The sequence below is a fragment of the Pseudomonas svalbardensis genome, from assembly GCF_030053115.1.
In the GTDB taxonomy this organism is placed as follows: Bacteria; Pseudomonadota; Gammaproteobacteria; order Pseudomonadales; family Pseudomonadaceae; genus Aquipseudomonas; species Aquipseudomonas svalbardensis.
In genome coordinates this window covers 727,977-751,042 of sequence record NZ_CP125619.1, presented here as the reverse complement: position 1 = coordinate 751,042, position 23,066 = coordinate 727,977, and the positions used below count along the sequence as shown (strand labels likewise).

Below are 23,066 nucleotides of genomic sequence, written 5' to 3'. Positions count from 1 at the left end.
ACGGCTGATGGAGCCGACGTTAGGCTAAGTCACCAATTCTTACAAATGTATTCGGTGCCTGTTATGCATGCCTTCAAACACCTCAAACGCGTGGTCACCGACTGGTTCTTGTGTGGCATGTTGATCGCCACGCTGCTGGCGTATTTCTTCCCGACCTTCGGCGCCACCGGCGGCGGAATGCACGCTGAATACGTAATCAACATCGGTGTGTTCCTGGTGTTCTTCCTGCATGGGGTCAACCTGTCCAGCGAACAGATCACTCACGGCCTGAAAAACTGGAAGCTGCACGTGATGGTCCAGGGTTTCACCTTCGCGGTGTTTCCGCTGATCTGGCTGCTGAGCGACACGCTGTTGGGTTCACACATGCCGTCGCTGCTGATGCTGGGTTTCCTGTACCTCTGCGCCCTGCCCTCGACCATCTCCTCGTCCGTGGCCCTGACCGGCAGCGCGGGCGGCAACGTTCCGGCGGCGATTCTCAACGCGAGCCTGTCCAGCGTGCTGGGGATCTTCCTGACGCCGTTGCTGGTGAGTTTCGTGGTTGGCAGCGGCGCGGGCGGCATCGATCTGGGCTCAACCCTGCTCGACCTCTGCGCCATGTTGCTGTTGCCTCTGGTGCTCGGCCAATGGGTTCGGCCATTCCTCGGCAAGTTCTTCGCCCGCCACAAGCGCTACACCAACATCGTCGACAAGCTGGTGATTCTGTTGCTGGTTTACGCGGCGTTCTGCAATTCGATGATCTCGGGAATGTGGCAAAAGCAGGGCAACAGCGTGATCCTCACGGCACTGATCGGCAGTGCGATCCTGCTGGCGATCATCCTGTGGATGACCACCCGCACCGCTCGTGCGTTGAAATTCAGCCCGGCCGATGAAATCGCCGCGGTATTTTGCGCCAGCAAGAAATCCCTGGCCGCCGGTGCGCCAATGGCGGCGCTGATCTTCGGCGCCAACCCGGGGCTTGGGCTGATTCTGCTGCCGATTATGATCTACCACCCGTTGCAGCTGATCGTCTGCTCGGTCATGGCCGAGAGTTACGCCAACCGCAACCGGCAGCTGGCCCAACAAAGCACCGCCGTCCTCAGCGCTCAATAATCGCTGTCACCCCTTGGCCACCGGCGGCGCAGATCGAGATCAACCCTCGGCCCTGCCCCGCCGCATCCAGCAACTTCGCCAGGTTCGCGACGATGCGTGCGCCGGTCGCGGCAAACGGATGCCCCGCCGCCAGTGAACTGCCTTTGACGTTGAGGCGACTGCGGTCGATGGGGCCCAGTGGCGCATCGAGACCGAGGCGGGTTTTGCAATATTCCGGATCCTCCCAGGACTTCAGCGTGCAGAGCACCTGCGCGGCGAAGGCTTCGTGGATTTCGTAGTAATCGAAGTCCTGCAAGGTCAGGCCGTTGCGCGCCAGCAAACGCGGCACTGCATACACCGGCGACATCAACAATCCTTCCGCACCGTTGACAAAATCCACCGCCGCCGTCTCGCCGTCACGCAAATAGGCAAGGATCGGCAGGCCACGCTCCTTGGCCCACTCTTCACTGCCCAGCAGCACCAGCGACGCGCCATCGGTGAGCGGCGTCGAGTTGCCCGCCGTCAGGGTACCCTTGGCGCTTTTCTCGAACACCGGCTTGAGTGACGCGAGTTTTTCCAGGGTCAGGTCCGGGCGCAGGTTGTCGTCGCGGGTCAGGCCGAGGAACGGCGTTATCAAATCGTTGTGCCAACCTTCGGTGTAGGACGCGGCCATTTTCTGGTGGCTTTCCAACGCCAGTTGGTCCTGTTCGGCGCGCGGAATGTTCCAGGTCTGGGCCATCATCTCGCAGTGCTCGCCCATCGACAGGCCTGTGCGTGGCTCAACGTTGCGTGGCAGATCCGGGATCAGGTGACGGGGGCGCAGTTGCAGGAAGGTTTTCAGTTTGTCGGCGGTGTTTTTGGCGTGGTTGGCTTGCAGGAGGATTTTGCGCAGGCCTTCGTTGACGCCGATCGGCGCGTCGGAGGTGGTGTCAACGCCGCCGGCGATACCGCATTCGATCTGACCCAGCGCGATTTTATTCGCCACCAGCAACGTCGCTTCCAGACCGGTGCCGCACGCCTGCTGAATGTCATAGGCCGGGGTGGTTGGCGACAGCCGCGAGCCGAGCACACATTCGCGGGTCAGGCTCATATCCCGGGAGTGCTTGAGCACCGCCCCCGCCACCACTTCGCCCAGGCGCAAACCGTGCAGGTTGTAGCGTTCGATCAGACCTTCGAGCGCGGCGGTGAGCATCGCCTGATTACTGGCGGTGGTGTACGGCCCGTTGGAACGGGCGAAGGGGATACGGTTACCACCAATAATCGCAACGCGGTGCAGCTGAGTCATGAAAAGCTTCCTATTCTGTGAAGGCCATAACCCACAAGCGTAGGCCTTATCTCGTGGATCGAACGACTGATCGCCATTCATGGTCCACACTTTGAATCCCAGCTGCTGGAGCGCGTTCCATGTCTGACCGCTATATCGACTTCGCCAATTCGTCCATCGGCCATCGTTTGGTCGGGGCCCTGGGTCTGCCGTCGCCGGTTCGGCTGGAGCGCTGGCAAGCCGGCCGGCTGCGGCCTGTCGAGGGGGCGCTGTTGTTAGGCGGTGGCCCGTTGACGGAGAAAATCGGCGCCTTCGCCAACCGCCTGACCGACGCGATTTACAGTTACGGCACCGAGCCTTCACTGGCCACCGCGTGGATTCCCGGCCACGGCCCCAAACTCAAAGCCGTGGTGTTCGACGCCAGTGACCTGGTGCAGACCGATCAACTCAAACAGCTGCGCGAGTTCTTCCAGCCGTTGATTAAAAACCTCGACCACAGCGCGCACCTGGTGATTCTGGGGCGCACGCCGGAGACCTTGAGCGATCCGTTCGCCGCCAGCGCCCAGCGAGCGTTGGAAGGTTTCAGCCGTTCGCTGGCCAAGGAACTGCGCAGCGGCGGCACCTTGCAGCTAATCTATGTCGGCGAAGGGGCGGAGGATCAACTGGAAGGCCCGCTGAGGTTTTTCCTCTCGCCCAAAAGTGCGTTCGTTTCCGGGCAAGTGATTCGCTTGAATGCTTGCGACACACAGGTGACGGACTGGACTCGCCCATTGTCCGGCCGCAAGGCGCTGGTCACGGGTGCTGCGCGCGGCATCGGCGCCTCCATCGCCGAAACCCTGGCCCGCGACGGGGCCGACGTGATCCTGCTCGACGTAGCACCGGCCAAGACCGACCTCGAAGCCCTCGCCGCACGCCTCGGCGGTCGCAGCATCACCCTGGATATTTGCGCCGAAGACGCCGCCGCGCAGTTGATCGAGCAACTGCCCGACGGCATCGACATCGTGGTCCACAACGCCGGCATCACCCGGGATAAAACCCTGGCCAACATGACCCCGGAATTCTGGGACGCGGTGTTGGCGGTCAACCTCAATGCACCGCAAGTGCTGACCAAGGCACTGCTCGACAGCGGCACCCTGCACGACAACGGCCGGGTGATCCTGCTGGCGTCCATCAGCGGCATCGCTGGCAATCGCGGGCAAACCAATTACGCCGCGAGCAAGGCCGGGCTGATCGGTCTGGCTCAGACCTGGGCGCCGCTGCTGAATGAGCGCGGCATCAGCATCAATGCGGTAGCACCCGGTTTCATCGAAACCCAGATGACCGCGCATCTTCCGTTCGGCGTGCGTGAGGCCGGGCGGCGCATGAGTTCGCTGGGCCAGGGCGGCCTGCCGCAAGACGTCGCCGAAGCGGTGGCGTGGCTGGCTCAACCGGGCACCGGCGCGTTCACCGGGCAAGCGCTGCGAGTGTGCGGACAAAGTGTTTTGGGGGCTTAGGCATGATCATCGATTGGCACCTACTCAACCGCGAACCAAGCCTGTCGGGACTGTACGTGCGGGCCGCGACGCGACGCAAGATCACCGGCACCACCCTGCCCGATTCGGGTTTGCGCTGCTGGATCAATGTCGATCCGAAGCGCCTGGCGGACTATCGCAAGGTCTGCGGTTTTGCCGACAACGGTTTGTTGCCGCCCACCTATCCACACATCCTCGCGTTCGCCTTGCAGATGCAATTGCTGACGGCCAAGGAATTTCCGTTCCCGCTGCTGGGGTTGATTCACCTGAGTAACCGCATTCGTATCTTTCGCCCAATGGGCGGTGTGAATCGTGTGCGGGTCAGCGTTCAAGTGCAAAACCTTCAGCCCCATGAAAAGGGCGCGACGTTCGATCTGGTGACGACGCTCGACGATCAGCTGGGGGCGTTGTGGGAAGCTGAAAGTCAGATGTTGTGCCGCGGGGTCAAACTCGAAGGAGAGCCCGTCGAGGACGTGTTGGCATCGACACTGGATATGTCGGAAGTGGCCCGCTGGAAAGCGCCGTCGGACATTGGGCGGCAGTACGCCAAAGTGTCCGGCGACTACAACCCGATTCACCTGAGTGCCGTCAGCGCCAGACTCTTCGGTTTCCCGACGGCCATCGCCCATGGGTTGTGGAACAAGGCCCGAACCCTGGCGGCGCTTGCCGATCATCTGCCGGCGGCGAATGTCGAAATTGCGGTGCAATTTCGCAAACCGGTGCGATTGCCCAGTGAGGTGACATTACTGGCCAGTGCGGCGGGATCCAGTGGGGATTTGAGGTTGGTGGGTGCAGGGGATCTTGAGCATATGGCGGGGCATTGGCGGCCGGTTGCCTGACCCGAACGTTTCCGAGCTCTGCGTTCGGCTCTTGGGACGCAGAGCGTGGGAACGATCAATTCACTGCTAGCTCATGCCAAGGATTCGCCGTCCTCACGGACTCACTAAATCCATGCGAGGCTGTGGAAACAAATTATTCAACGTCTCCAACAACCGCACGTGATAAATCGGCTTGCGAAACAGGTCGAGCACCTGCAACCGCAACATGTCACTCACATCCTCCATGTCCGCATGCCCCGACGTCACAATCACCGGCAAATGCTGGCGGGACGTATGTTCTCGCAACCGCTTGATCAACGACATGCCACTCTCCTCCGGCATCCGCAAATCAGTGATCACCAACGCAATATCGGGGTGGTGCGTCAGATGATTCAGCGCGAGCTTGACCGAGGTGGCGGTAAAGCAATTGAAGCCCTCGCCCTCGAGCAACTCCGCCAACTCCAGCAACGCATCCTCCTCATCATCGACCAGAAGTAGCTGTTGGCGTGGAAATGAGGGAGCGTTCATGGGCAACACCTGCAATGGACTAAGCGCTGACGTTAGAAGCCCTTTGCGGGATTGGCAAGTAGCTGACCATTGACAGCAGGCAGGTCAAAGCGCGTCTCGGATAGTGGTAAACATGGCGGTAACAGCCGTGGAGATCGGCGTCACAAACGCCGCTAGAGCGACTGCCACCATGCCCGCAATAATGGCGTACTCGATACCCGAAGCACCCTCAGTATCTTTGGCCAGGCCTTTGTAAAAAGCGATTTCGGATTTGATCTTCTGAGCAATTTTCGTAAAGGACATAGCGGTACTCCTGGACGACGACGGGTGTTGCACGGTCGCAACATGGTTCCCCTTTGCCAGCATCAGCATTGTCGGCATTCCCCATACCCACAACTGTAAGAACGAATTATCACTAAAGTATTAGTCGCTTCGTTGACGCCAAAAAAGTCACGTTTTCGCCCTGGCGACTTACTTTCGTTCGTTATTTTCAGTCCCCTAATGGCTTTTTGCTCTAGGTGAGCTACCGTCAAATAGCGAAATAGTTCCATGTTCATAGCTGCCTGATTGCGAAATTGTCTTGTTGGATGCGACGAGGTCTCAAGCAGCAGGAAAGGGAGAGCCGTCATGAACAGTCGTATCACTCTGGGCCTGGCCGGTTTATTTCTGGTGGGCGCCATTATTGCCGGTTACTGGGGCCTCACGCTGAGCCGCCAACCCGCTCCCGAGCCTGTCGTGCAACCCGGGATCGTCACGCCTGCACCCATCGCCCAGACGCCTGCCCCCGTGGACGACCCCACCCGCCAACCGGTGGTGGTGTTGCTGCATGATGTGCCACCGTTCATGCCGATCAGCGCCGCCGACGTGACCCTGGAAAAACTCCGTGCCGTCCCGGCCGGCAGCCTGAGCCGCCTCGATCAAGCGATTGGCCGAACGCCCTGGCGCGCCCTCAGTGCCGGCACCTGGCTCAATGATGAAAGTTTCGAATCCGGCGGCAGACTGGCGCGGATGATTCGTCCCGATGAACGCGCCCTCGCCGTCGCGGTGGATGAAGTAATCAATGCCGGTGGGCAACTGACACCGGGGGACTATGTCGATGTGCTGCTGTTTCTGCGCATGGACAACAACAACCTTCAGCCGTCGGCGCAACTGGTGGTGCCGGCCTTGCGGGTGCTCGGAGTGGGCGAACAGATGGGGTTGACCAACGACGGTCAACCCGCAAGCCCCGCCCGCAGCATCGAAGAAAATCTCCGGCAGGAACAATTGCGCACCAGCGCCCGCAGCGTCGTGCTTGCCGTCCCCGAACAACTGTTGAGTCGCCTGATGTTGGCGGCCCAGGCCGGCGTGTTGCGCCTGGCCGTACGCAGCGCCGATGAAAAACGTCTGGCGCGTTACTGGGCCGGCGAAAGCGATTCATCGGCCAACCTTGCCAGTGCCAACCGCGAGTTGATCCAGTTCAGCCAACTGGCCATGACGCCCCCACCCAAACCTGTCGCTACCCACGGCGGCACAGCTCCGCGCAAGTCGAGCGTGGAAGTCATCCGCGGCAACGAAATCACCCAACAAACCCCCTGAATCGAGCAAGGACGCATCTAAATGCGCAGTCGTTCCATGCCCCTGTTTCAAGGCCTGCTCTGGGTCTCTTTACTGAGCGGCGTGCCGCTTGGCGTAACGTTCGCAGCCGCTGGCAATTGCGCCGCGCTGGGTTCGTTGCCTGCGGTACTGGAAGTCAGTGAAGGGCTGCAACAGGAGGTGCAATCGCCGGTGGCAATCACTCGGGTGGCGGTGGGTGACCCGAAAATCGCCGACGTGCGAGTCAACGGTAATCAAGCGTTTTTGCTAACCGGAATGGCCCCCGGCGCTACCAGCCTGATGGTCTGGACCGCCTGCGCCAGTGCTCCGCGCCAAAGCATGGTTTTCGTTCAGGGCAAGGCCACCGCGGCGATGACCACCGCGACACGGTTACCCTCTGATGACCCACTGCTACCGTCGCAAGTACAGACCGACATTCGTTTCGTCGAAGTCAGCCGGACCAAACTGAAAGAGGCCGGCACGTCGATTTTCGGCAAGGGCTCGAACAACTTCCTCTTCGGCGCACCCGGTACGGTGCCCAACACGGCCGTGACGCCGGGCGTGGTGCCACTGTTCAACCTTGATCCCCGGATCGCGGTGCCCAGCATCCCGCTGCTCAACGACAGTTTCAACATTGTCTGGGGCGGTGGCAGCAGCAAATTCCTCGGCATCGTCAACGCCCTGGAAGGCAGCGGCTTCGCCTACACCCTGGCACGGCCGAGCCTGGTGGCCCTCAGCGGGCAGAGCGCGAGCTTCCTGGCCGGTGGTGAAATTCCGATCCCGGTGCCCAGCGCCAACAGCGACAGCTACTCCATCGAATACAAGGAATTCGGCATCCGCCTGACGCTCACACCGACCGTGGTCAGCCACGATCGCATCACCCTCAAAGTGGCGCCGGAGGTCAGCGAACTCGACTACAACAATGGCGTGACCATCGGCGGCACCACCGTCCCGGCGTTCACCATTCGCCGCACCGATACCAGCGTCTCGCTGGCCGATGGCGAGAGTTTCGTCATCAGCGGTTTGATCAGCACTCACAACAGTTCGCAAGTCAGCAAGTTTCCAGGCCTGGGCGATATCCCGATTCTCGGTGCGTTTTTTCGCAACTCAGCGGTCAACCGCGAAGAGCGTGAGCTGCTGATGATCGTCACGCCGCACCTGGTCCAACCATTGGCTGCCAACGCACAACTGCCATCGTTGCCGGGTGAAAAGCTGCGCAACTATGACCCGAACTGGTATCGCCTGTACTTCCTCGAAAACGGCAACTTCGATAAACGCAGCGGATTATCGCAATGAGCCAGAGCCAGAACCTGAGCCAGACCTTCCTCGCGATCACGCGCAACAGCACCGACCTTGAGTGGCTGCAAGGCGCCCTCGCCCCGTTGGGCCAAGTGGTCAGCGCCGGCGGTGGCAGCCTCGACGAATTGCTGGCGCTGGTGGACGTGACCTTCGCCAGCCTGGTGTTCATCGGCCTGGACCGCGAACACGTGGTGGCCCAAAGCGCACTGATCGAAGGTGCCCTGGAAGCCAAACCGATGCTGGCGATCGTCGCGCTGGGCGATGGCATGGACAACCAACTCGTGCTCAATGCCATGCGCGCCGGCGCACGGGATTTCGTGGCCTATGGTTCGCGCTCCAGTGAAGTCGCGGGGTTGGTGCGACGGCTGAGCAAACGCCTGCCGAGCGTGGCCCCGAACACCCAGCTGGGTGGCCTGACGGTGCTCTACGGTGTGCAAATCAACGCCGACGGCGCGCTGCTCGCCATGCACATGGCGCAAGTGGTGCAAAAGAGCGGACAGCAAACGCTGTTGCTGGACCTTGGCCTGCCGCGCGGTGACAGCCTGGCCTTGCTCGGGCTGGAGAGTTCGTTCCACTTCGGCGATGCACTCCGGCACTTGCGGCGCCTCGACGCGACGCTGATCGACAGCGCGTTCACTACCTGCGCCGCCGGGTTGCGGATCCTCGCCTACGCCCACCACGATGAGCCGCTGGAACACACCAGCACCGCCGAGTTGTACATGTTGCTCAGCGCCCTGCGCCAACACTTCCAGCACATCGTGGTGAACCTGACTGGCCAGCCGGACAGCGAAGCACTACGCACCTTCGTCACCCATTGCGACAAGTTACTGTGGTACACCGATCAGAACGTACTCGACTGCCGTCGCAACCTGGCGGTACTCAACCTGTGGCGTGAAAAAGGCATGAAGCTCGACCACGCCAAACTGCTGGTGGACCGCTACCTGCGCAACGTCGCACCGGACTCCGAGACCCTGAGCAAAAGCTTCGGCATGGAGATTATCGCGACCCTCGTCTACAGCCCGGAAGTTCGGCTTAACGCCAAGAACCAAGGTGTGACGCTGTTTGAACTGGCCCCCCGCGAAGGCCTGACTCAAAGCTTGCGCGCCCTCGGCGATCGGTTGGCCAAGCGCTCCGAGGGCCTGGCCAAGCCCAAGTCTGGCTGGTTCAACCGGTTGAGGGGTGCGCAATGAGCGGTGAAAAACTCTTCGGTGCCCCTGTGCGCACCACCACTGGCAACACCGACCACGAAGGTCTGAAACTGGTGCTGCACCGCTACATCATCGACGCCATCGAGGAGTCCGGCAAAAACCTGCTGGAGGGTTCGCGGCAGGTGCTCTCGCAGTTCGTCATCGACAAGGTTGCCGAGTACATCGCCCGGCTGCACCTGGCGATTTCCCGCTATGAAATGGAGCGCCTGGCCGAAGAAATAGTCGACGAGCTCACCGGTTTCGGCCCCCTGGAAGTGCTGCTGCGGGACCCGGCGGTGACGGAGATTCTGGTCAACGGCCCGCACCGGGTGTTCATTGAACGCGACGGCGTACTGCATCAAAGCGACTTGCGCTTCATCGATGCGCATCACGTCGAACGGGTCATGCAACGGATCCTCGCGCCCCTCGGTCGACGGCTCGATGAGTCGTCGCCAATGGTCGACGCACGACTGCCCGACGGTAGCCGGGTCAACGCGATCATTCCACCGATTGCGCTCGATGGTCCCTGCCTGTCGATACGTAAGTTTCGCAAGGACATGCTCAAAAGCTCGGACTTGATGGCGATGCAAACCATCGATCAGGCGATCTTCGACTTTCTTCAGGAGGCCGTGGGCAAGCGCTGCAACATCCTGATCAGCGGCGGCACCGGCACTGGCAAAACCACGCTGCTGAACATTCTCAGCCAGCTGATCAACCCTCACGAGCGAATCGTCACCATCGAAGACGTCGCCGAACTGCAACTGGGCCACCCTCACGTGGTGCGTCTGGAAACCCGACCGCCGAATGCCGAAGGCCACGGTGAAGTGAAGTCCAGTGACCTGATTCGCAACGCCCTGCGGATGCGCCCGGACCGAATCATCCTCGGCGAGATTCGTGGCGTCGAAGTGGTGGACGTACTCACCGCAATGAACACCGGCCACGACGGTTCCATGAGCACCGTGCACGCCAACAACGCTCAGGATGCGCTGTTGCGCCTGGAGACATTGGTGGGCCTGACGGGCCGCACCATCGCCGAACGTACCTTGCGGCAAATGATCTGCGCCGCACTGGACGTAGTGATCCAGCTGACGCGCATGCCCGACGGTCGCCGCTGCGTCAGCGAAGTGGTGGAGGTGATCGGCTTGCGTGATGACGTATATGTCACCAACACGTTGTTCCGGCTCGACCGGCGCAGCGGTTTCGGATTCATGCGCGAGGCGGTCAACCCCGCCGGCGACAAACTGCGCCGTGAGTTGGCGCTCTCTCCCTCAGCGTACTGAAGGCCACGGCATGCTCAAACCGGTGCTGCTCATCCTCGTTTGCCTGGTCTTGCTCGGACTGTCGATCCGCTTGTTTTATCGCGGTTTGCGCCAGACCGGCACCGAGCGGGTACTGGGACGCCTGACCCAGGGGCAACCGCAGCCGGTACTGACGAAAACCTCCTGGGTGGGTCTGGATCGGGCCTTTTTGCGGGCCGGCCTTGGGCGTCCCTCCGAGCATCTGGGGGTATGGCTGCTGCTCTGGGCCTTTGGCATCTTGCTCGGATTTGCAACCGGTGGCTGGGGCGGCTTGCTGGTTCTGTTACTGCTACCGCCGCTGATTCTGCGTCTGTATGTCAATTGGCGTTATCAGCGCCGACTCCAGCGCATGATCGAACAACTTCCATCCATGCTCGATCACACCGTGCGCAGTCTGAAGTCCGGGCGCACCCTGGCCGATGCGGTGCTGGGCGCCATCGACGCCGCTGAAGATCCGCTGAAAAACGCCATGGGGCGGGTTCAGCGCAACGTGCAACTGGGGATCAGCCTGCCGGATGCCGCGGCAGACCTCGCCGAGCTGTATGAGAAAGACGAACTTCGCCTGTTCGCGCTCGGTTTGAGGGTCAATCACCGCTATGGCGGCAATGCCAGCGAATTGCTGGAAAACCTGATCAAGATGATCCGGGAGCGCGAGCAGGCTGCGCGCCAGCTCAGGGCCATGACCGGTGAAACCCGGGTGACCGCGTGGGTCCTGGGCTGTTTGCCGATTGGACTGGCCGGCTATTTCCTCGCGACCAACCCTCATTACTTGCTCGCCATGTGGCACGACGATTCAGGGCAAATCATGCTCGCGTCCGCGTTCGGCTTGCAGGTGGTCGGCAGCCTGGCGCTCTGGCACATGTTGCGCAGCGTATGAAAGTGCCATTGCTGATCTGCGCATTGCTGTTTCTGGGGGCGACGTTGTTGCTGCTCAGCGGTTTGCTGGAACACCGTCGACGGGCTCGCCAGGTGGCGCAACGACTCGATGGAAAACTGGCGAGCGACAACCGGGTAAATCAGTGGCTACAGCTGCTGGGCAGCAGCCGGATCGGTCAGCGCTCGGTCAACCTGGATAACGAAACCCAGGCATTGCTTAACCGTCTCGGCTGGCGCAGCGCCCGGCGACGTTCACTGTTCGCGGCGTTCCAGGTAGGCGCCCCGGTGCTGGCACTGGCCCTGACCTTGCTGATCCAGGGCGTGTTCTTCCCTCAGGCAGACAACCACTGGATGGCCCCGGTGTTCGCCACCGGCATCGGCTATCTGTTGCCCAAACGGTTGCTGGCTGCTGCCGCGCAGCGTCGGCAAAAACAACTGGCGACCGAGATTTCCACCTTCATTCCGCTGCTGCGCATCCTGTTCGAATCGGGCATGGCGGTGGAGCAGTCGCTGCGCGTGTTGAGCAATGAAGGCAAACAATTATTGCCGGCCCTGACCCATGAATTGCGCCTGGTATTGGCCCGGGTCGATTCCGGCCTGGAACTGGGCGAAGAACTGCACAAAGCCACCCGACTGCTGGCCGTCGACGAGTTCACCGACACCTGCGTCATCCTTGAGCAGTTGATCCATCAGGGGGGCGGTGCGATGAAATCCCTGCTGACCCTCAAGCAATTGCTCGATGACCGGCGCCTGACGCGCTTGCAGGAATACATCTCCAAGATGTCCGCCAAAATGTCCGTCGTGATGATGCTGTTTCTCTTCCCGGCGTTACTGATCGTACTGGCCGGCCCGGGCTTCACCGCCCTGTCCCATGCCTTTGGTTCTTAGAGGGATCGATATGAAAGCAATAATTGCCGGTTTGACTCTGCTGTTGTTAGGCGGTTGCGCGAGCAACGGTGCGACGCCCTGGAGCTCCCTGACCAATACGGCCAGTTGCAGCAAGCTGACCTCCGAGGACCAGCTGTCGCTGAACCTCGCCGATGACATGGCCAATGACGGCAAACTGCACGCCAGCCTCGCCAACCTGCAAAGCCTGCCTGACAACCTGGCCGACGTGCGCCTGCGCAAGGCCAAGGTCTATCGACTGCTGGGCCGCAGCGAAGCCGAGCCGTTGTACCGCAGCCTGCTCGGCAGTTGCCTGGCCGCCGAAGCCGAACACGGCCTGGGCCAACTCGCCGCCGCCAAGGGCGACAACGGCCTGGCACAAGCCCACCTGCAACGGGCCGCACGGCTGGCACCGACCGACGAGAAAATCCGCAACGACCTCGGTGTGGTGTACCTCAACCAATTACGCGTCGAGGATGCACGCTTTGAATTTCTGACGGCCATGGAACTCAAGCAAAGCGATCAACTGGCCGCGTTGAATCTGGTGACGCTGCTGATCTACCAGGACGACTGGAGCCGTGCGGCCGAACTCGTCAGCCGTCTCGGCCTGAGTCCCGCCCAAGTCACCGAAGCCCAGGCCCGCGCGCAAAGACTCAAGACACCGAGCAAGTCCGGCCCGACCGCCGTAAACCAGGTCGCCGCCGCTACACCGACGCTTCAATAGGGAGAGGCTTTTGATGAAACCGACCATCCTCTGCTGCATCGGCCTGCTGGCCCTGCCCCTCACCACTCACGCCATCGACCCCGGCCCCGCTTCGGCCCAACAGCAGGAAACCGAAGGCTGGCTGCAACTGCAACGCAGCAACAAAGCGGCGTCCCAGAAGCCGCAAACCTCAACCGCGACCGAGCGCGAGCTGAGCATGCAGCGTTGGTTGAAAAGCTATCGGCATGAGATCCCGGAGTACTTTGATCAGTATGAGAGCGGGCAGGTGGACGGTGGGACGGGGGGATAGTCTTGATCCGGGCAATTCCAACCGCGACACTCTTTGTAGCAGCTGCCGAGCCCGCGAGGCTGCTGCTACAGATCGCGTTACGGCTTAACTGACTGGCTTTAGGCATTCCAGGCGCTTATAAAAAAGTGAGTCGCGGTCGTTACCGCCGGAATGGATAGGTACACCAACAAAAACCTAATGCGCAGTCACCCCCTGACGCAACCCAGAATGACTGGGTAACAAAGCCAGCGCCAACTGCGTCCGATTATGCATATGCGTCAACCGCAAAACCTGCGACACATAAAGCTTCACCGTGTTCTCGGTAATCCCCAACTCACAGGCAATCTGATAATTCGTCTGCCCCTTCCCCACCAACCGCGCCACCTCCAACTGCCTTGGCGACAGCTGACTGAAAATCGCCGGAATCTCAACCCGATCCGCAGCACTGACATCGTCATCAGCGGAAACCGACAACCGCGGCCCACGCCGAACCTTATCCAGATCCTGATACAGATCATCGATCGACTCGGCAAGATACTGCAGCTTCTGATCCAGATGCCCCAGCTGCAGATTCTTCTGCCGTTCCTGCAAAACCACTGCCTGACGCGCAATCCCTTCGAGCAACTCACCCAGATTAATCGGCTTTTGGTAGTAATCGGCAAACCCGGCCCGCAAAGCCTTGATCACATCCTGCTTGTCCGCACGCCCAGTGAGCATGATTGCTTCAAACACACGGTGCTTGCCGGATAACCGTTGCAGCTCCTGAACCAGTTGAATCCCGTCCAGACCGGGCATGTGCAACTCGCAAAGCACCAGGCCGATCGCTTCGTCTTCATTGAAACGCTCGACTGCCTGCTTGCCAGTCTCGCAAGGAACGCAACGGTAACCGCTACCTTCAAGAAACTCACAGAGCTCTGTGACAATCAACGGCTGGTCGTCGACCACAAGGATTTTTACTGCCGAAGAAAGCTTGTTCACGTGCGACTCCATGCAAGGTCAACGTTGACCGTTCCTCTAGCGACAGCCACAGGCTGTACAACTACTGAATTGAAAGTAGACGTACTTTCCGACTCTGTATATAAAACAGTCGACTAGTGAAACCAGGCGAGTGTGAGCAACAGGCCCACTAATACAAAGGGTGCAAAGGGCTGTTTCTTTGACATTCCAGGCCCCAGATATCGAAGATGATTTCTAAGCCCTTGGCCCATATGAAGCCAGACTCTTGGCGCCAGCAGCAGCCACAGCACACTGGCCAATCCGGCACCGATGAACACGCCGAGCAGGTGCATGCCGTCCGTCGCCAGGCCCAGGCCGGTCATCAGTTTCACATCGCCTGCGCCCAAGCGTCTCAGCGCATAACCGGGCAAGGTAAAGGCCAGCGCCAGCAAAAAAGCCCAGCCGCCCTGCACCGCCTCGGCCCCCAGCCAGGTAGTGCCCGTCCACAGGAGATACGCCAGCGCCAACACCGCTGCGCCAAGGGTCAGGCCATTGGCGATGTGTCGTTCTCGAGCATCCTGTGCTGCGCATAGCGTCAGCCAGATCAGTAATACAAAGCTCTGCATCCGGTAAAAAACGTCCGTTTTGGCTGAATGATTCTATGCTGATATCACGTTGTGAATATCAGGGTAGACGCAGTCATGAAAATAGGCCTCCCCCGTAAGCAAAAAGGCGCTGTAGCGATTGAATTCGCTTTGGTGTTTCTCATCTTTTTCGCCGTGTTCTATGGAATCGTCACTTACAGCTTGCCGCTGTTGCTGATGCAATCGTTCACCCAGTCGACCGCCGAAGCGGTGCGCCGAAGCGTGGCGCTGGATCCGAGCACCCCCGGATACGACACCGCGATAAAAACCGTGGCCACGACAGAACTGAGCCGACAGCTGGCCTGGATTCCTGCCGCACTGAATTTCAATGTCGCCACCGACGCCAGCGCCACCTACGTGGGCGGGGTGTTGAAGGTCAGCATCAGCTACCCCACCAGCAAACTGCAGCAGGTCATCCCGTTTCTGACCTTGCCTGGAATTGGCCAAGTGCCCAATCTGCCGGCAAACCTCACCGCCAGTTCGAGCCTGCAATTTTGAGTTCCGCAGACAAACTCTTCGGGCGCCTGCTCAACCGCCATCCGCCTCAGCCAGTGGACACCCTGAGCGTGCAAAGTTTCGGTTTGCAGATGCATCTGGATGCCGAAGGTCGAGTGATTCACCTGACCGGCCCGCTGCGGCATGTGCTGGCCCAGCAGACACCCGCGGCGCAAGCACCACACCTGCTCGATTTCCTCATGCCTCACAGCTGCCTCGCCGTTGAAGGCTCGCCCGTCGACTGGCAGGGACAGAGTCTGGACCTGGACTTTTACAGCCTCAACGGACAACCCCTGCACTTGCGTGGCTGGGTCCAGCCGTTGGCCGATGCCTGGCTGTTGCAGTTGCTGGACATCGGCGACTTGTTGCTCGATCGCCGGCAATCACGCAGCCGCGAGCAATGCCAATTACTCGCAGCGCAGATCGGCGAACAGTTGCGCCGGTGCAACCTGACGCGCCTGCCCGAGGTGTTGGTGGAACAGCTGCAAGGCCTGGCCCAGCGTTTCCAAATGCCATGCATTGCAGTGGCGTTACTCGATGAACAGGAAGAAGGCTGGCAGATTCACCAGCATTACACGGCCTTCGACGCGCCCCACTTGTGGCAAAACGCTCAGCGCCTGGGCACGGGGCTCGACAGTCTGAACGGCTCTGCGCCGCAATGCCTGACGCCCGCTGAACATCCCCGTTTGCAAGGCATCTTCGGTAATGCCGAAGGGTTCGCGGTGCCCTATCACGATGCCCAGGGTGTGGTCGCCTGGTTGCTGTGTGGCCTTTATCCGGTGCAGCAACAGGCACCCGACCTGAATGATCGCGACTGGTTACAACTGACCGCCGCGCTGGCAGGCCCATTACTTGAGCGCTTGCGCGAGCACCGGCACCATCTGCAACTGGAACGGCTGGAGTCGCTGCAAGCCTTGCTCGGCACCGGATGGTGGGAGGTGTTCAGCGACAGTCGCGAGGTGCAATTGGCGCCGTCGCTGGCCAGTCACCTGAACCTTGCGATCGATCGTTTGCCGCTGCACGACTGGCTTGATCGGGTGCACCCCGCCGACCGTGAAGAGCTGAGCAGTCGTCTGCAAGCCTTGCAAGGCGACGGCACCCCGCTGCTGCTGTGCGTGCGTTTGGCACAAACGCCGAACTGGTATCGCCTGCAAGGCCAGGTCCTGGGCATCGGTAAAAACCGGCGGTTGGTGGGTTTCATGCTCGACATCAGCGACATCAAAAACCAGGAACAAAACGCCGCGGCGGCCCATGCCCGACTGGACAATCTGATCGCCAGCTCACCGGCGGTGATCTACGTGCAGCGCTATGTTGAAGGTGCGCTGCAACCGACGTTTTTCAGTGACAGCCTACTGCCGCTGCTCGGCTGGACACTGGCTGATTGCGCGACGGGAGCCTTGGTTGAAAGGGTGCACCCAGAGGACCGCGATCGGTATTTCGAACGTACCCGGCATTTGCTGCGCGAAGGTTCGGTGCGCGCCCGTTATCGGCTGCGCGACAGTCGCGGCGAATACCACTGGCTACTCGATGAAGCCAAGCTACTGCGCGACGACCTTGGTTTGCCGGTGGAAGCCGTCGGCCTGTGGCTGGACGTCACCGAAGCAACCCTGGCCGCCGAACAGGTGAAGCAGAGTGAAGAACGCTATAGGATCCTGGTGGAAGACTCTCCGGCGATGATCTGCCGCTACCGCCCGGACCTGACCCTGGCCTTTGGCAACCGCCCGCTGGCGACTTACCTGGAGTGCCAGCCCGAGCAACTGCCCGGGGTGAATCTGGGCAGCTGGATGTCGCAGGAACAGCGCGAAGCGTTTCTCCAGCGGCTTAGCCGACTCAGCCCGGAATTCCCGGTCAGCACCGCAGAAATCAACCTGCAACTGCCGGGACGGGAACATGCCTGGTGGGTGTGGTCGGATCGCGGGGTGTTCGATGAGCACGGCCATTTGTTGGAGATTCAGGCCGTGGGGCGCGACAACACCGAGGTCCGCCGCGCCCAGCAGCAGCTCACCCAAAGTGCAAAAATGGCCACCCTCGGTGAAATGGCCACAGGGCTGGCCCATGAAATCAATCAGCCGTTGAATGTGATGCGCATGGCCATCGTCAACGTGCTCAAGCGTCTGAGCAACGGCGATGCGCAGATCGACTACCTGACCGACAAGCTCAACCGCATCGATGCACAGGTCCAGCGCGCCGCGCGGGTGGTGGATCACATGCGGGTGTTTGGCCGCCGCTCGGAGATCGAGCAGCATCCGTTTAATCCGGCGCAAGCCATCGAAGGCACGCTGTCGCTGCTGGCCGAAGGGATGCGCGGCAAAGGGGTCGATCTGCGAGTCAGCGAGACCGGGTTTGAAGTGCAAGTGCGCGGTTACGTCGATCAGCTCGAACAGGTGTTGATCAATCTGATGGTCAACGCTCGGGATGCATTGCTCGGCAAACGCGAGGCCGACCGCGAGTTCAAACCGTGGATCTCGGTGTACGCCGAACGTGATGAGTATTCGGTGCGGCTGTGGGTCGAGGACAATGGCGGCGGTATCGATCCGCGGTTGCTGGAGCGGATTTTCGAGCCGTTCTTCACCACCAAACCCGTGGGTGTCGGCACCGGGCTCGGGTTGTCGGTGAGTTACGGCATCGTCGAGAACATGGGCGGAAAACTGAGCGTTAGAAACTCGGTCGAGGGCGCACGGTTTTGTATCGAACTGCCGATTGCCGACGACGATCAGATCACCAGCGTCGCTCGTCCTGAGTGACAACTGAGGTTGGCGCCGACATCGACCTTGTTCAGATCGATCCCCAGGCTGAGCAGCAGTGTGTTGATCAAGGTGTCGAGTAACGGGTTGAGCACGCTGTTGATCGCATTAACCAACAATGTTGTGACCGTGCTGAGGATCGCCCCCAGACCACCGACCAGACTGCCCGTCGGGCCGTACATGTCGACCTTGATATTGGTCGCCGTGTCGGTAAGGCCACTGACGATATTGCTGGTGGAATAGGAATAATAGAACGGTGGCTGGTTGATTTCCGGCAGGCTGGTGGCCGGCGGTGCGGAATAGACGTGCGGCATGTTGGCGCTCTGCGCCACGGTGGTGTCGGCCATGATACTGATGCCGCCGCCGACGCCTGGAATCCGTGGGTCGCAGGAGATGGGCAGGAACAGAATCCTCATACAGGTTTTCACCCCGATATCGATCACCTTCAACGGCTGCACCACTACCGCCGGTGGCGTGGTGTTGCTGCCGAAAACGGTGGCTGGATCGATCTTGCCGATCTTCAGATTTACCAGCGAAGTGCTGGTGTTGGTGGTCAGGGTTTTGTTGGTGGTACTGACGCAACTGTAGGCAGTGACATAGCTGTTGGCGCTGGCAACGTCCAGCGCCACGTCGATACGTATCGGTGGCGGCAGCACGATGATGTCGGGAGTCTGACAGGGCACGAGCAAGGCACAGGTCAGTGAGTTGAGCACTCCCACCAGGTTGAGATTGAGCAAGGCGTTGAGTGTGTTGGTCAGCGGGCCTGCCAGATCAGCCACCGCATTGATCAGCGCCACGATGGAATTGAGCACCGGCAAGTCGATCGACAGCAATGTACGCACCTGAGCGGTTTTCACATAGATCCGGTTGGGCCCCAAAGGCGCGAGCGCGGCGCTTTTCGGATTGCCGATGGCCGAGAGCTGTGGCGGCTCCAGTATCTGCACCCGAGCAGTGATTTGCGCGAGCCCCGCGAGGTTGATCGGCAGGGTCGCCACCAGGCCGTTTTTCTTGTTGGCCAGTTGCACGACGGCTTCGATCAGGTCGAACACTTTCAGGTTGGTCCCCAGCGCCGTCACGGTGCTGCCAGCCTCGACGTGCAGCACGTTGCCGAGTACGACGGTGGTTGCGCCTGCCGCGACCTTCAGCGCTTGAAGACTCGCAATGGTTGCGGTCGCGCCGAGTGTGCCGCCGGGGTCCAGTACATTGACGGCGGTCTGAATCAGCTGGCTGACGGCAATCGTATTGCCCAATACCTGGTTATACCCGGCAGCGCTGAGGTTAAGGTCGACCTTCAATCGGTCAAGGTAGCCGAGCAGGCTGATATCGGTGTTCACCAGCCCGTTCCAGCCCGCCGCGTTGATGTTCAGGTTGCCCCCGAGCAAACCACCGAACAGCGCGTTGAGCGTGGCCGATTTGCTGGTATCGACGCTCAGCGCCGTACTGCGGATGGTCAGCGAAGCCAGGGGTGGCGGTAATGCGGCCACAGCGGTGGCCGTCAGGTTAATGGTCGCTCCACGTGGGGCGCCACCGAACAGGGCGCCGACACCGCCGGCGACACTCTGCGGGACCGAATGGCTGGCGATCACCCGAATGGCTTCGCTCTTGCTCGGGTCGGCGCCAAATACTCGAAGGTTATTGACATCCAGGGTCAAGGCGCCGCAAGCGACCAGCAGATTGTGATTGGGGTCAGGAAGGGTGAAGCCGTTACGGTTTGCGCTGGCGGTGGCATAGACGGTGGCGGTGTTGCCAGCGGCGCAATCACCCCCTCGGGTGGAAGCTTCAAGTGCGGCCATGTCCGCTACGCGCTGCAGGTCACGTTTTTTCAGGTACAAACGACCGCTGTCGACCACGACCAGCAAGAACATCAGGGCCATGCCCAATGTCAGCGCCGCCATCAAACCGATCGCCCCCCGTTGCCGGGACGGGCTGCGAAACTGCAAACGGGGAGACATCGCACACTCCTTTGCCGGTGCACAGCCGAGAGCTACCTCCATGGGTGAACAGCAGTGTAGTCGAGGGTTTTCGAGATTGCTGGCAACTCGCCACCCCAGACAACATAAAACCCTGTGGGAGCGAGCTTGCTCGCGATGGCGGTCTCATAGTCAACGATGATGTTGAATGTGATGGCCTCATCGCGAGCAAGCTCGCTCCCACAGGTTTTTTTGTTGTTGAGTTTATCTGGGTGGGTAGTTGGCGAGAATTCGCCCGACCGTTTCGCGTATCGCCGTGCTGCGATCCGACGGGTTCGTTGTGCGGCTGAGTATCTGCTCGTCACTGCCGCGCCACACCAGTTTGCCGTCCTTGCCGTCGAGCAGGTCGATCTGGATGATCGCCACTTTGTAGCTGACGTTGCGGGTTTCGTTGTACATCGGCCCACCCCAGTAGCCGTTCCATGGATTACCCCAAGCGCCGCCGTAGTTGGTGGTTACTTGTTGCTGGCGCTGTTCGACGATCAGATAGGTCTGCACGCTCAAATCGCCCTTTTGGCCACCCGCAGCCGGACGCAGGCCACGCTGATCCAGCTGATCGGTCACTGATTGGCGGATGCGTTGCTCAGTCAGGTCGCTCTTGATCCGTGGATCATCGGGGCGATATTGCAGGGCGGGTTCTTTCCAGCTCCAGCTGCGATAGGCGGCGAAGTCGCGGCTGGCATCGAAGTCATGATTGACCTGGTTGGCGCAGGCACTGAGCAGCACGGCCACAGCCAGTAAAGCGAGACGGCGGAACATGGTATTTCTCCGGTAGAAGACATGAACCTGCGCAAAGCTTCTTAACGACAGAAGCTAACTAGGAGGATACGCCGACATCGCCTTTTCTACAGCCTCCCGTATCGCATCGACACGCTCGCTCTGGCTACCTCGGTTACTGGTTTCGGCGCTGGCACTCCACACCGGTTGACCGGTGCCGGCATCAAACAGATCAACCCGCACCACCACAACCTGTTCCTGATAAGTCCGAACGATCGGCACGGTGTTGTACATGCCGTAACCGCTGCCGTAGCGGTTGTAACCGCCATAACCACCGCCGTAATAACCATAGTCGTCCCGAACCTGACGCAGGCGGGTTTCCAGGTGCAGGTCGGCGCTGACAAACAGGTCGGCCGGGCGGTTATCGTGCAGCGGGCGCAAGCCACGTTGATCGAGCGCATTGCTGACGGCTTCGGCGACCTGCGCCGAATCCGCCCAGGCGCTGCCCGGCGGCAGCTGCCCGTTGAGCCAGGCCCAGCTGCGGTAACGCCCGTAGTCGCGCGGCGGGGCCGGGTAGGCGCTGCGGTCAAAGGTGTTGGCCGCCTGAGGCGGCGCGGGTGGCAAAGGGTTGGATGACGCCACATAAGGATTGCTGCCCTGACAGGCCACCAACCCGAGACAGATCACCAATAACCCCGAACGACTGTTCATTTCGCGCTCCGATCAGACCGGCCGACAGATCCAGTGCAAGTAGCGCCCAAGCCCGGCAAAGCTTGGGTGACGACGGTGGGCCAGCTCCATTTCCAGCAAGTCCACCAGTTCGACGCGGGCCTGGAATTCCACCGGCATGTAGTCGTGAAAAACCCGCACCCCGCTCTGGGTTTCGACCTGCCACAAGCCTTCAAGTTGCGCCGCCAGTTCGCGCGGATCAAGCGGCTGTTGCGGAGTGAGGCTTTGCTTTTCGCCGGCCATGTCATTCTTGCGCATCTTGCGGAAGTGGCCTTTGAGCAGGTTGCGATAGATCAGCGCATCGCGGTTGTAGAAGGCCAGGGACAACCAGCCGTCTGACTTGGTCAATTGATGCAGCACTGGCAGGATCGCATGCGGTTCGGCCAGCCATTCCAGCACGGCGTGGCACAGCACCAAATCGTAGGGTTCGGTGAGTTGGCCGAGCAGATCCTGCCACGGCGCCTGAATGAACGTTGCTGTTTGCCCGGCGTCGGCAAAGCGCTGGCGGGCACCTTCGAGCATCGGCTCGGCGGGCTCGGCCAGCGTGACCTCATGACCACGCTGGGCCAGCCACAACGACATGTGGCCCAGACCAGCACCGATATCCAGTACGCGCAAAGGTCGGTCCGGCAGGGTTTCGGCCAAGTCGGCCTGAAGCACCGCCAAACGGATCGCGCCTTTGGCACCGCCGTAGATTTTTTCGGCGAAGCGAGTCGCCAGTTGATCGAAATGACGGTCGCTCATCAGCTGAACCTCCGTTCGCTGTCCGCGAGTTTGCTGCGCACCACGTCATTCATGTCCAACCCCAACTCGCTGCACAGCAGCAGTAGATAGAGCACGATGTCGCCGATTTCCTGCCCGGCATGGGCGAGCTTGTCCGCCGGCAACTGGCGCGACTGGTCTTCAGTCAGCCACTGGAAAATCTCCACCAGCTCGGACATTTCCACGCTCGCGGCCATGGCCAGGTTTTTCGGGCTGTGAAATTGCCGCCAGTCCTTGCGGTCACGGATGGCGTGCAGGCGTTCGGTCAGTTCAACAAGGTTCATCGGGCTCTCCTGAAGGCGTATAGCTTCGGGGGGATAAGGAATGAAGGCAAGCGGCAAGCGTTGCAAAACCACTATGCTTGGAGGGAACTCGGCACCCTGCTCGATAGCCCAAGGCTCAAGTCCGGCAACCACGCCACCACTTTCATCAAGGACGCTCACGACATGCAGGTAGAAAGTTTTTTCGAATGGCTCGGCCAGGCACTCGGTTCAGTAATTCGCTTCATCGTTGACGGCCTCAGCGGCTTGTTCAATCTGTTGAGCCACGCAGGCAGCAACTTTGTCGACGGGCTGTCCCGTGCGCTGGGCATGGACGCGTCGATCATCAGCATCATTGCGCTGATTTTGGGGTTGATGCTGTTGTGGTCGGCGATTCGGGCGTTCATGAATGCGTCGATCATCATGGGGATTATCTGGTTGCTGCTGGGGTTGTGGTTGTTGAGCTGGATAATTCATTGATCGGCTTGAAATCCAACCCTCACCCTAGCCCTCCCGAAACGTCGGACCGCCC

The 23,066-nt window shown here is 60.5% G+C and carries 24 protein-coding genes; 14 read left to right on the top strand and 10 right to left on the bottom strand.

Features of this window, described 5'->3' with window-relative positions; all coding sequences use genetic code 11:
• Nucleotides 1-63 precede the first annotated feature (63 nt).
• Nucleotides 64-1,089, top strand: coding sequence for a bile acid:sodium symporter family protein (locus QFX16_RS03290; protein ID WP_283182821.1), 1,026 nt, complete (start codon nt 64-66; stop codon nt 1,087-1,089).
• Here the strand turns inward: QFX16_RS03290 and QFX16_RS03285 are convergent.
• Entirely contained in the window at nt 1,076-2,353 is a 1,278-nt protein-coding gene (locus QFX16_RS03285) for an acetyl-CoA C-acetyltransferase (protein WP_283182820.1), read from the bottom strand. The two genes, QFX16_RS03290 and QFX16_RS03285, sit on opposite strands and share 14 nt — an antisense overlap.
• A gap of 119 nt (nt 2,354-2,472) precedes the next feature.
• Here QFX16_RS03285 and QFX16_RS03280 point away from each other — a divergent pair, with 119 nt between their 5' ends.
• Together QFX16_RS03280 and QFX16_RS03275 are read left to right on the top strand one after the other, a co-directional pair.
• Entirely contained in the window at nt 2,473-3,825 is a 1,353-nt protein-coding gene (locus tag QFX16_RS03280) for a 3-oxoacyl-ACP reductase (RefSeq protein WP_283182819.1), read from the top strand.
• Nucleotides 3,826-3,827: 2 nt separating this feature from the next.
• Nucleotides 3,828-4,682 carry a MaoC family dehydratase gene (locus QFX16_RS03275; protein WP_283182818.1) on the top strand — a complete coding sequence of 285 codons (855 nt, stop codon included), beginning with the start codon at nt 3,828-3,830 and terminating at the stop codon, nt 4,680-4,682.
• A gap of 93 nt (nt 4,683-4,775) precedes the next feature.
• On the opposite strand, the gene QFX16_RS03270 is transcribed toward QFX16_RS03275, so the two are convergent.
• Both QFX16_RS03270 and QFX16_RS03265 read right to left on the bottom strand, forming a co-directional pair.
• Complete coding sequence (locus QFX16_RS03270) at nt 4,776-5,189, bottom strand: response regulator (protein ID WP_283182817.1); 414 nt, start codon at nt 5,187-5,189, stop codon at nt 4,776-4,778.
• 84 nt (nt 5,190-5,273) lie between these two features.
• Nucleotides 5,274-5,471, bottom strand: a complete 198-nt coding sequence (locus QFX16_RS03265) for a Flp family type IVb pilin (RefSeq protein WP_283182816.1) — start codon at nt 5,469-5,471, stop codon at nt 5,274-5,276.
• 324 nt (nt 5,472-5,795) lie between these two features.
• On the opposite strand from QFX16_RS03265, the gene cpaB reads away from it, so the two are divergent.
• The 8 genes from cpaB to QFX16_RS03225 are packed head-to-tail and all read left to right on the top strand — an operon-like array spanning nt 5,796 to nt 13,298.
• Nucleotides 5,796-6,743, top strand: coding sequence for a Flp pilus assembly protein CpaB (gene cpaB / locus QFX16_RS03260; RefSeq protein WP_283182815.1), 948 nt, complete (start codon nt 5,796-5,798; stop codon nt 6,741-6,743).
• A 21-nt stretch (nt 6,744-6,764) separates the two neighbouring features.
• Nucleotides 6,765-8,036: a type II and III secretion system protein family protein gene (locus tag QFX16_RS03255; protein ID WP_283182814.1), complete on the top strand. Its 1,272-nt coding sequence runs from the start codon at nt 6,765-6,767 to the stop codon at nt 8,034-8,036.
• A complete protein-coding gene (locus QFX16_RS03250; protein WP_283182813.1) occupies nt 8,033-9,229 on the top strand; it encodes a CpaE/TadZ family protein in 1,197 nt (398 codons plus the stop codon). Before QFX16_RS03255 ends, QFX16_RS03250 begins: the two co-directional genes overlap by 4 nt.
• Nucleotides 9,226-10,506, top strand: a complete 1,281-nt coding sequence (locus QFX16_RS03245) for a TadA family conjugal transfer-associated ATPase (RefSeq protein WP_283182812.1) — start codon at nt 9,226-9,228, stop codon at nt 10,504-10,506. Before QFX16_RS03250 ends, QFX16_RS03245 begins: the two co-directional genes overlap by 4 nt.
• 10 nt (nt 10,507-10,516) lie before the next feature.
• Complete coding sequence (locus tag QFX16_RS03240) at nt 10,517-11,401, top strand: type II secretion system F family protein (protein WP_283184514.1); 885 nt, start codon at nt 10,517-10,519, stop codon at nt 11,399-11,401.
• Nucleotides 11,398-12,288: a type II secretion system F family protein gene (locus tag QFX16_RS03235; RefSeq protein WP_283182811.1), complete on the top strand. Its 891-nt coding sequence runs from the start codon at nt 11,398-11,400 to the stop codon at nt 12,286-12,288. Before QFX16_RS03240 ends, QFX16_RS03235 begins: the two co-directional genes overlap by 4 nt.
• 10 nt (nt 12,289-12,298) lie before the next feature.
• On the top strand, nt 12,299-13,009 hold the full coding sequence (locus tag QFX16_RS03230; protein WP_283182810.1) for a tetratricopeptide repeat protein: 711 nt from the start codon (nt 12,299-12,301) through the stop codon (nt 13,007-13,009).
• A gap of 13 nt (nt 13,010-13,022) precedes the next feature.
• Nucleotides 13,023-13,298, top strand: a complete 276-nt coding sequence (locus QFX16_RS03225) for a DUF3613 domain-containing protein (RefSeq protein WP_283182809.1) — start codon at nt 13,023-13,025, stop codon at nt 13,296-13,298.
• Nucleotides 13,299-13,472: 174 nt separating this feature from the next.
• Here QFX16_RS03225 and QFX16_RS03220 read toward each other — a convergent pair whose 3' ends face one another.
• Nucleotides 13,473-14,255 carry a response regulator transcription factor gene (locus QFX16_RS03220; RefSeq protein ID WP_283182808.1) on the bottom strand — a complete coding sequence of 261 codons (783 nt, stop codon included), beginning with the start codon at nt 14,253-14,255 and terminating at the stop codon, nt 13,473-13,475.
• 113 nt (nt 14,256-14,368) lie between these two features.
• Nucleotides 14,369-14,839, bottom strand: coding sequence for a prepilin peptidase (locus QFX16_RS03215; RefSeq protein WP_008156575.1), 471 nt, complete (start codon nt 14,837-14,839; stop codon nt 14,369-14,371).
• Nucleotides 14,840-14,914: 75 nt separating this feature from the next.
• Here QFX16_RS03215 and QFX16_RS03210 point away from each other — a divergent pair, with 75 nt between their 5' ends.
• Together QFX16_RS03210 and QFX16_RS03205 are read left to right on the top strand one after the other, a co-directional pair.
• Nucleotides 14,915-15,355 (top strand): TadE/TadG family type IV pilus assembly protein, encoded by a 441-nt coding sequence (locus QFX16_RS03210; protein ID WP_283182807.1) that lies wholly within the window; start codon nt 14,915-14,917, stop codon nt 15,353-15,355.
• A complete protein-coding gene (locus QFX16_RS03205) occupies nt 15,352-18,096 on the top strand; it encodes a PAS domain-containing sensor histidine kinase (protein ID WP_283182806.1) in 2,745 nt (914 codons plus the stop codon). Before QFX16_RS03210 ends, QFX16_RS03205 begins: the two co-directional genes overlap by 4 nt.
• Here the strand turns inward: QFX16_RS03205 and QFX16_RS03200 are convergent.
• The 5 genes from QFX16_RS03200 to QFX16_RS03180 all read right to left on the bottom strand — a co-directional run bounded on the left by QFX16_RS03200 (nt 18,066) and on the right by QFX16_RS03180 (nt 22,558).
• Nucleotides 18,066-20,048: a pilus assembly protein TadG-related protein gene (locus QFX16_RS03200; RefSeq protein ID WP_283182805.1), complete on the bottom strand. Its 1,983-nt coding sequence runs from the start codon at nt 20,046-20,048 to the stop codon at nt 18,066-18,068. The two genes, QFX16_RS03205 and QFX16_RS03200, sit on opposite strands and share 31 nt — an antisense overlap.
• A gap of 222 nt (nt 20,049-20,270) precedes the next feature.
• Nucleotides 20,271-20,825, bottom strand: coding sequence for a DUF4136 domain-containing protein (locus QFX16_RS03195; protein ID WP_283182804.1), 555 nt, complete (start codon nt 20,823-20,825; stop codon nt 20,271-20,273).
• Between the two features lie 54 nt (nt 20,826-20,879).
• The gene (locus QFX16_RS03190; protein ID WP_283182803.1) at nt 20,880-21,494 is read right to left on the bottom strand and encodes a DUF4136 domain-containing protein; all 615 of its coding nucleotides are present in this window, start codon (nt 21,492-21,494) and stop codon (nt 20,880-20,882) included.
• 12 nt (nt 21,495-21,506) lie between these two features.
• Nucleotides 21,507-22,256, bottom strand: a complete 750-nt coding sequence (locus QFX16_RS03185) for a methyltransferase domain-containing protein (protein WP_283182802.1) — start codon at nt 22,254-22,256, stop codon at nt 21,507-21,509.
• Nucleotides 22,256-22,558, bottom strand: a complete 303-nt coding sequence (locus tag QFX16_RS03180) for a MazG-like family protein (RefSeq protein ID WP_283182801.1) — start codon at nt 22,556-22,558, stop codon at nt 22,256-22,258. The genes QFX16_RS03185 and QFX16_RS03180 overlap by 1 nt, the downstream gene beginning before the upstream one ends.
• Nucleotides 22,559-22,720: 162 nt before the next feature.
• On the opposite strand from QFX16_RS03180, the gene QFX16_RS03175 reads away from it, so the two are divergent.
• The gene (locus QFX16_RS03175) at nt 22,721-23,014 is read left to right on the top strand and encodes a hypothetical protein (RefSeq protein ID WP_283184513.1); all 294 of its coding nucleotides are present in this window, start codon (nt 22,721-22,723) and stop codon (nt 23,012-23,014) included.
• Nucleotides 23,015-23,066: the final 52 nt, after the last annotated feature.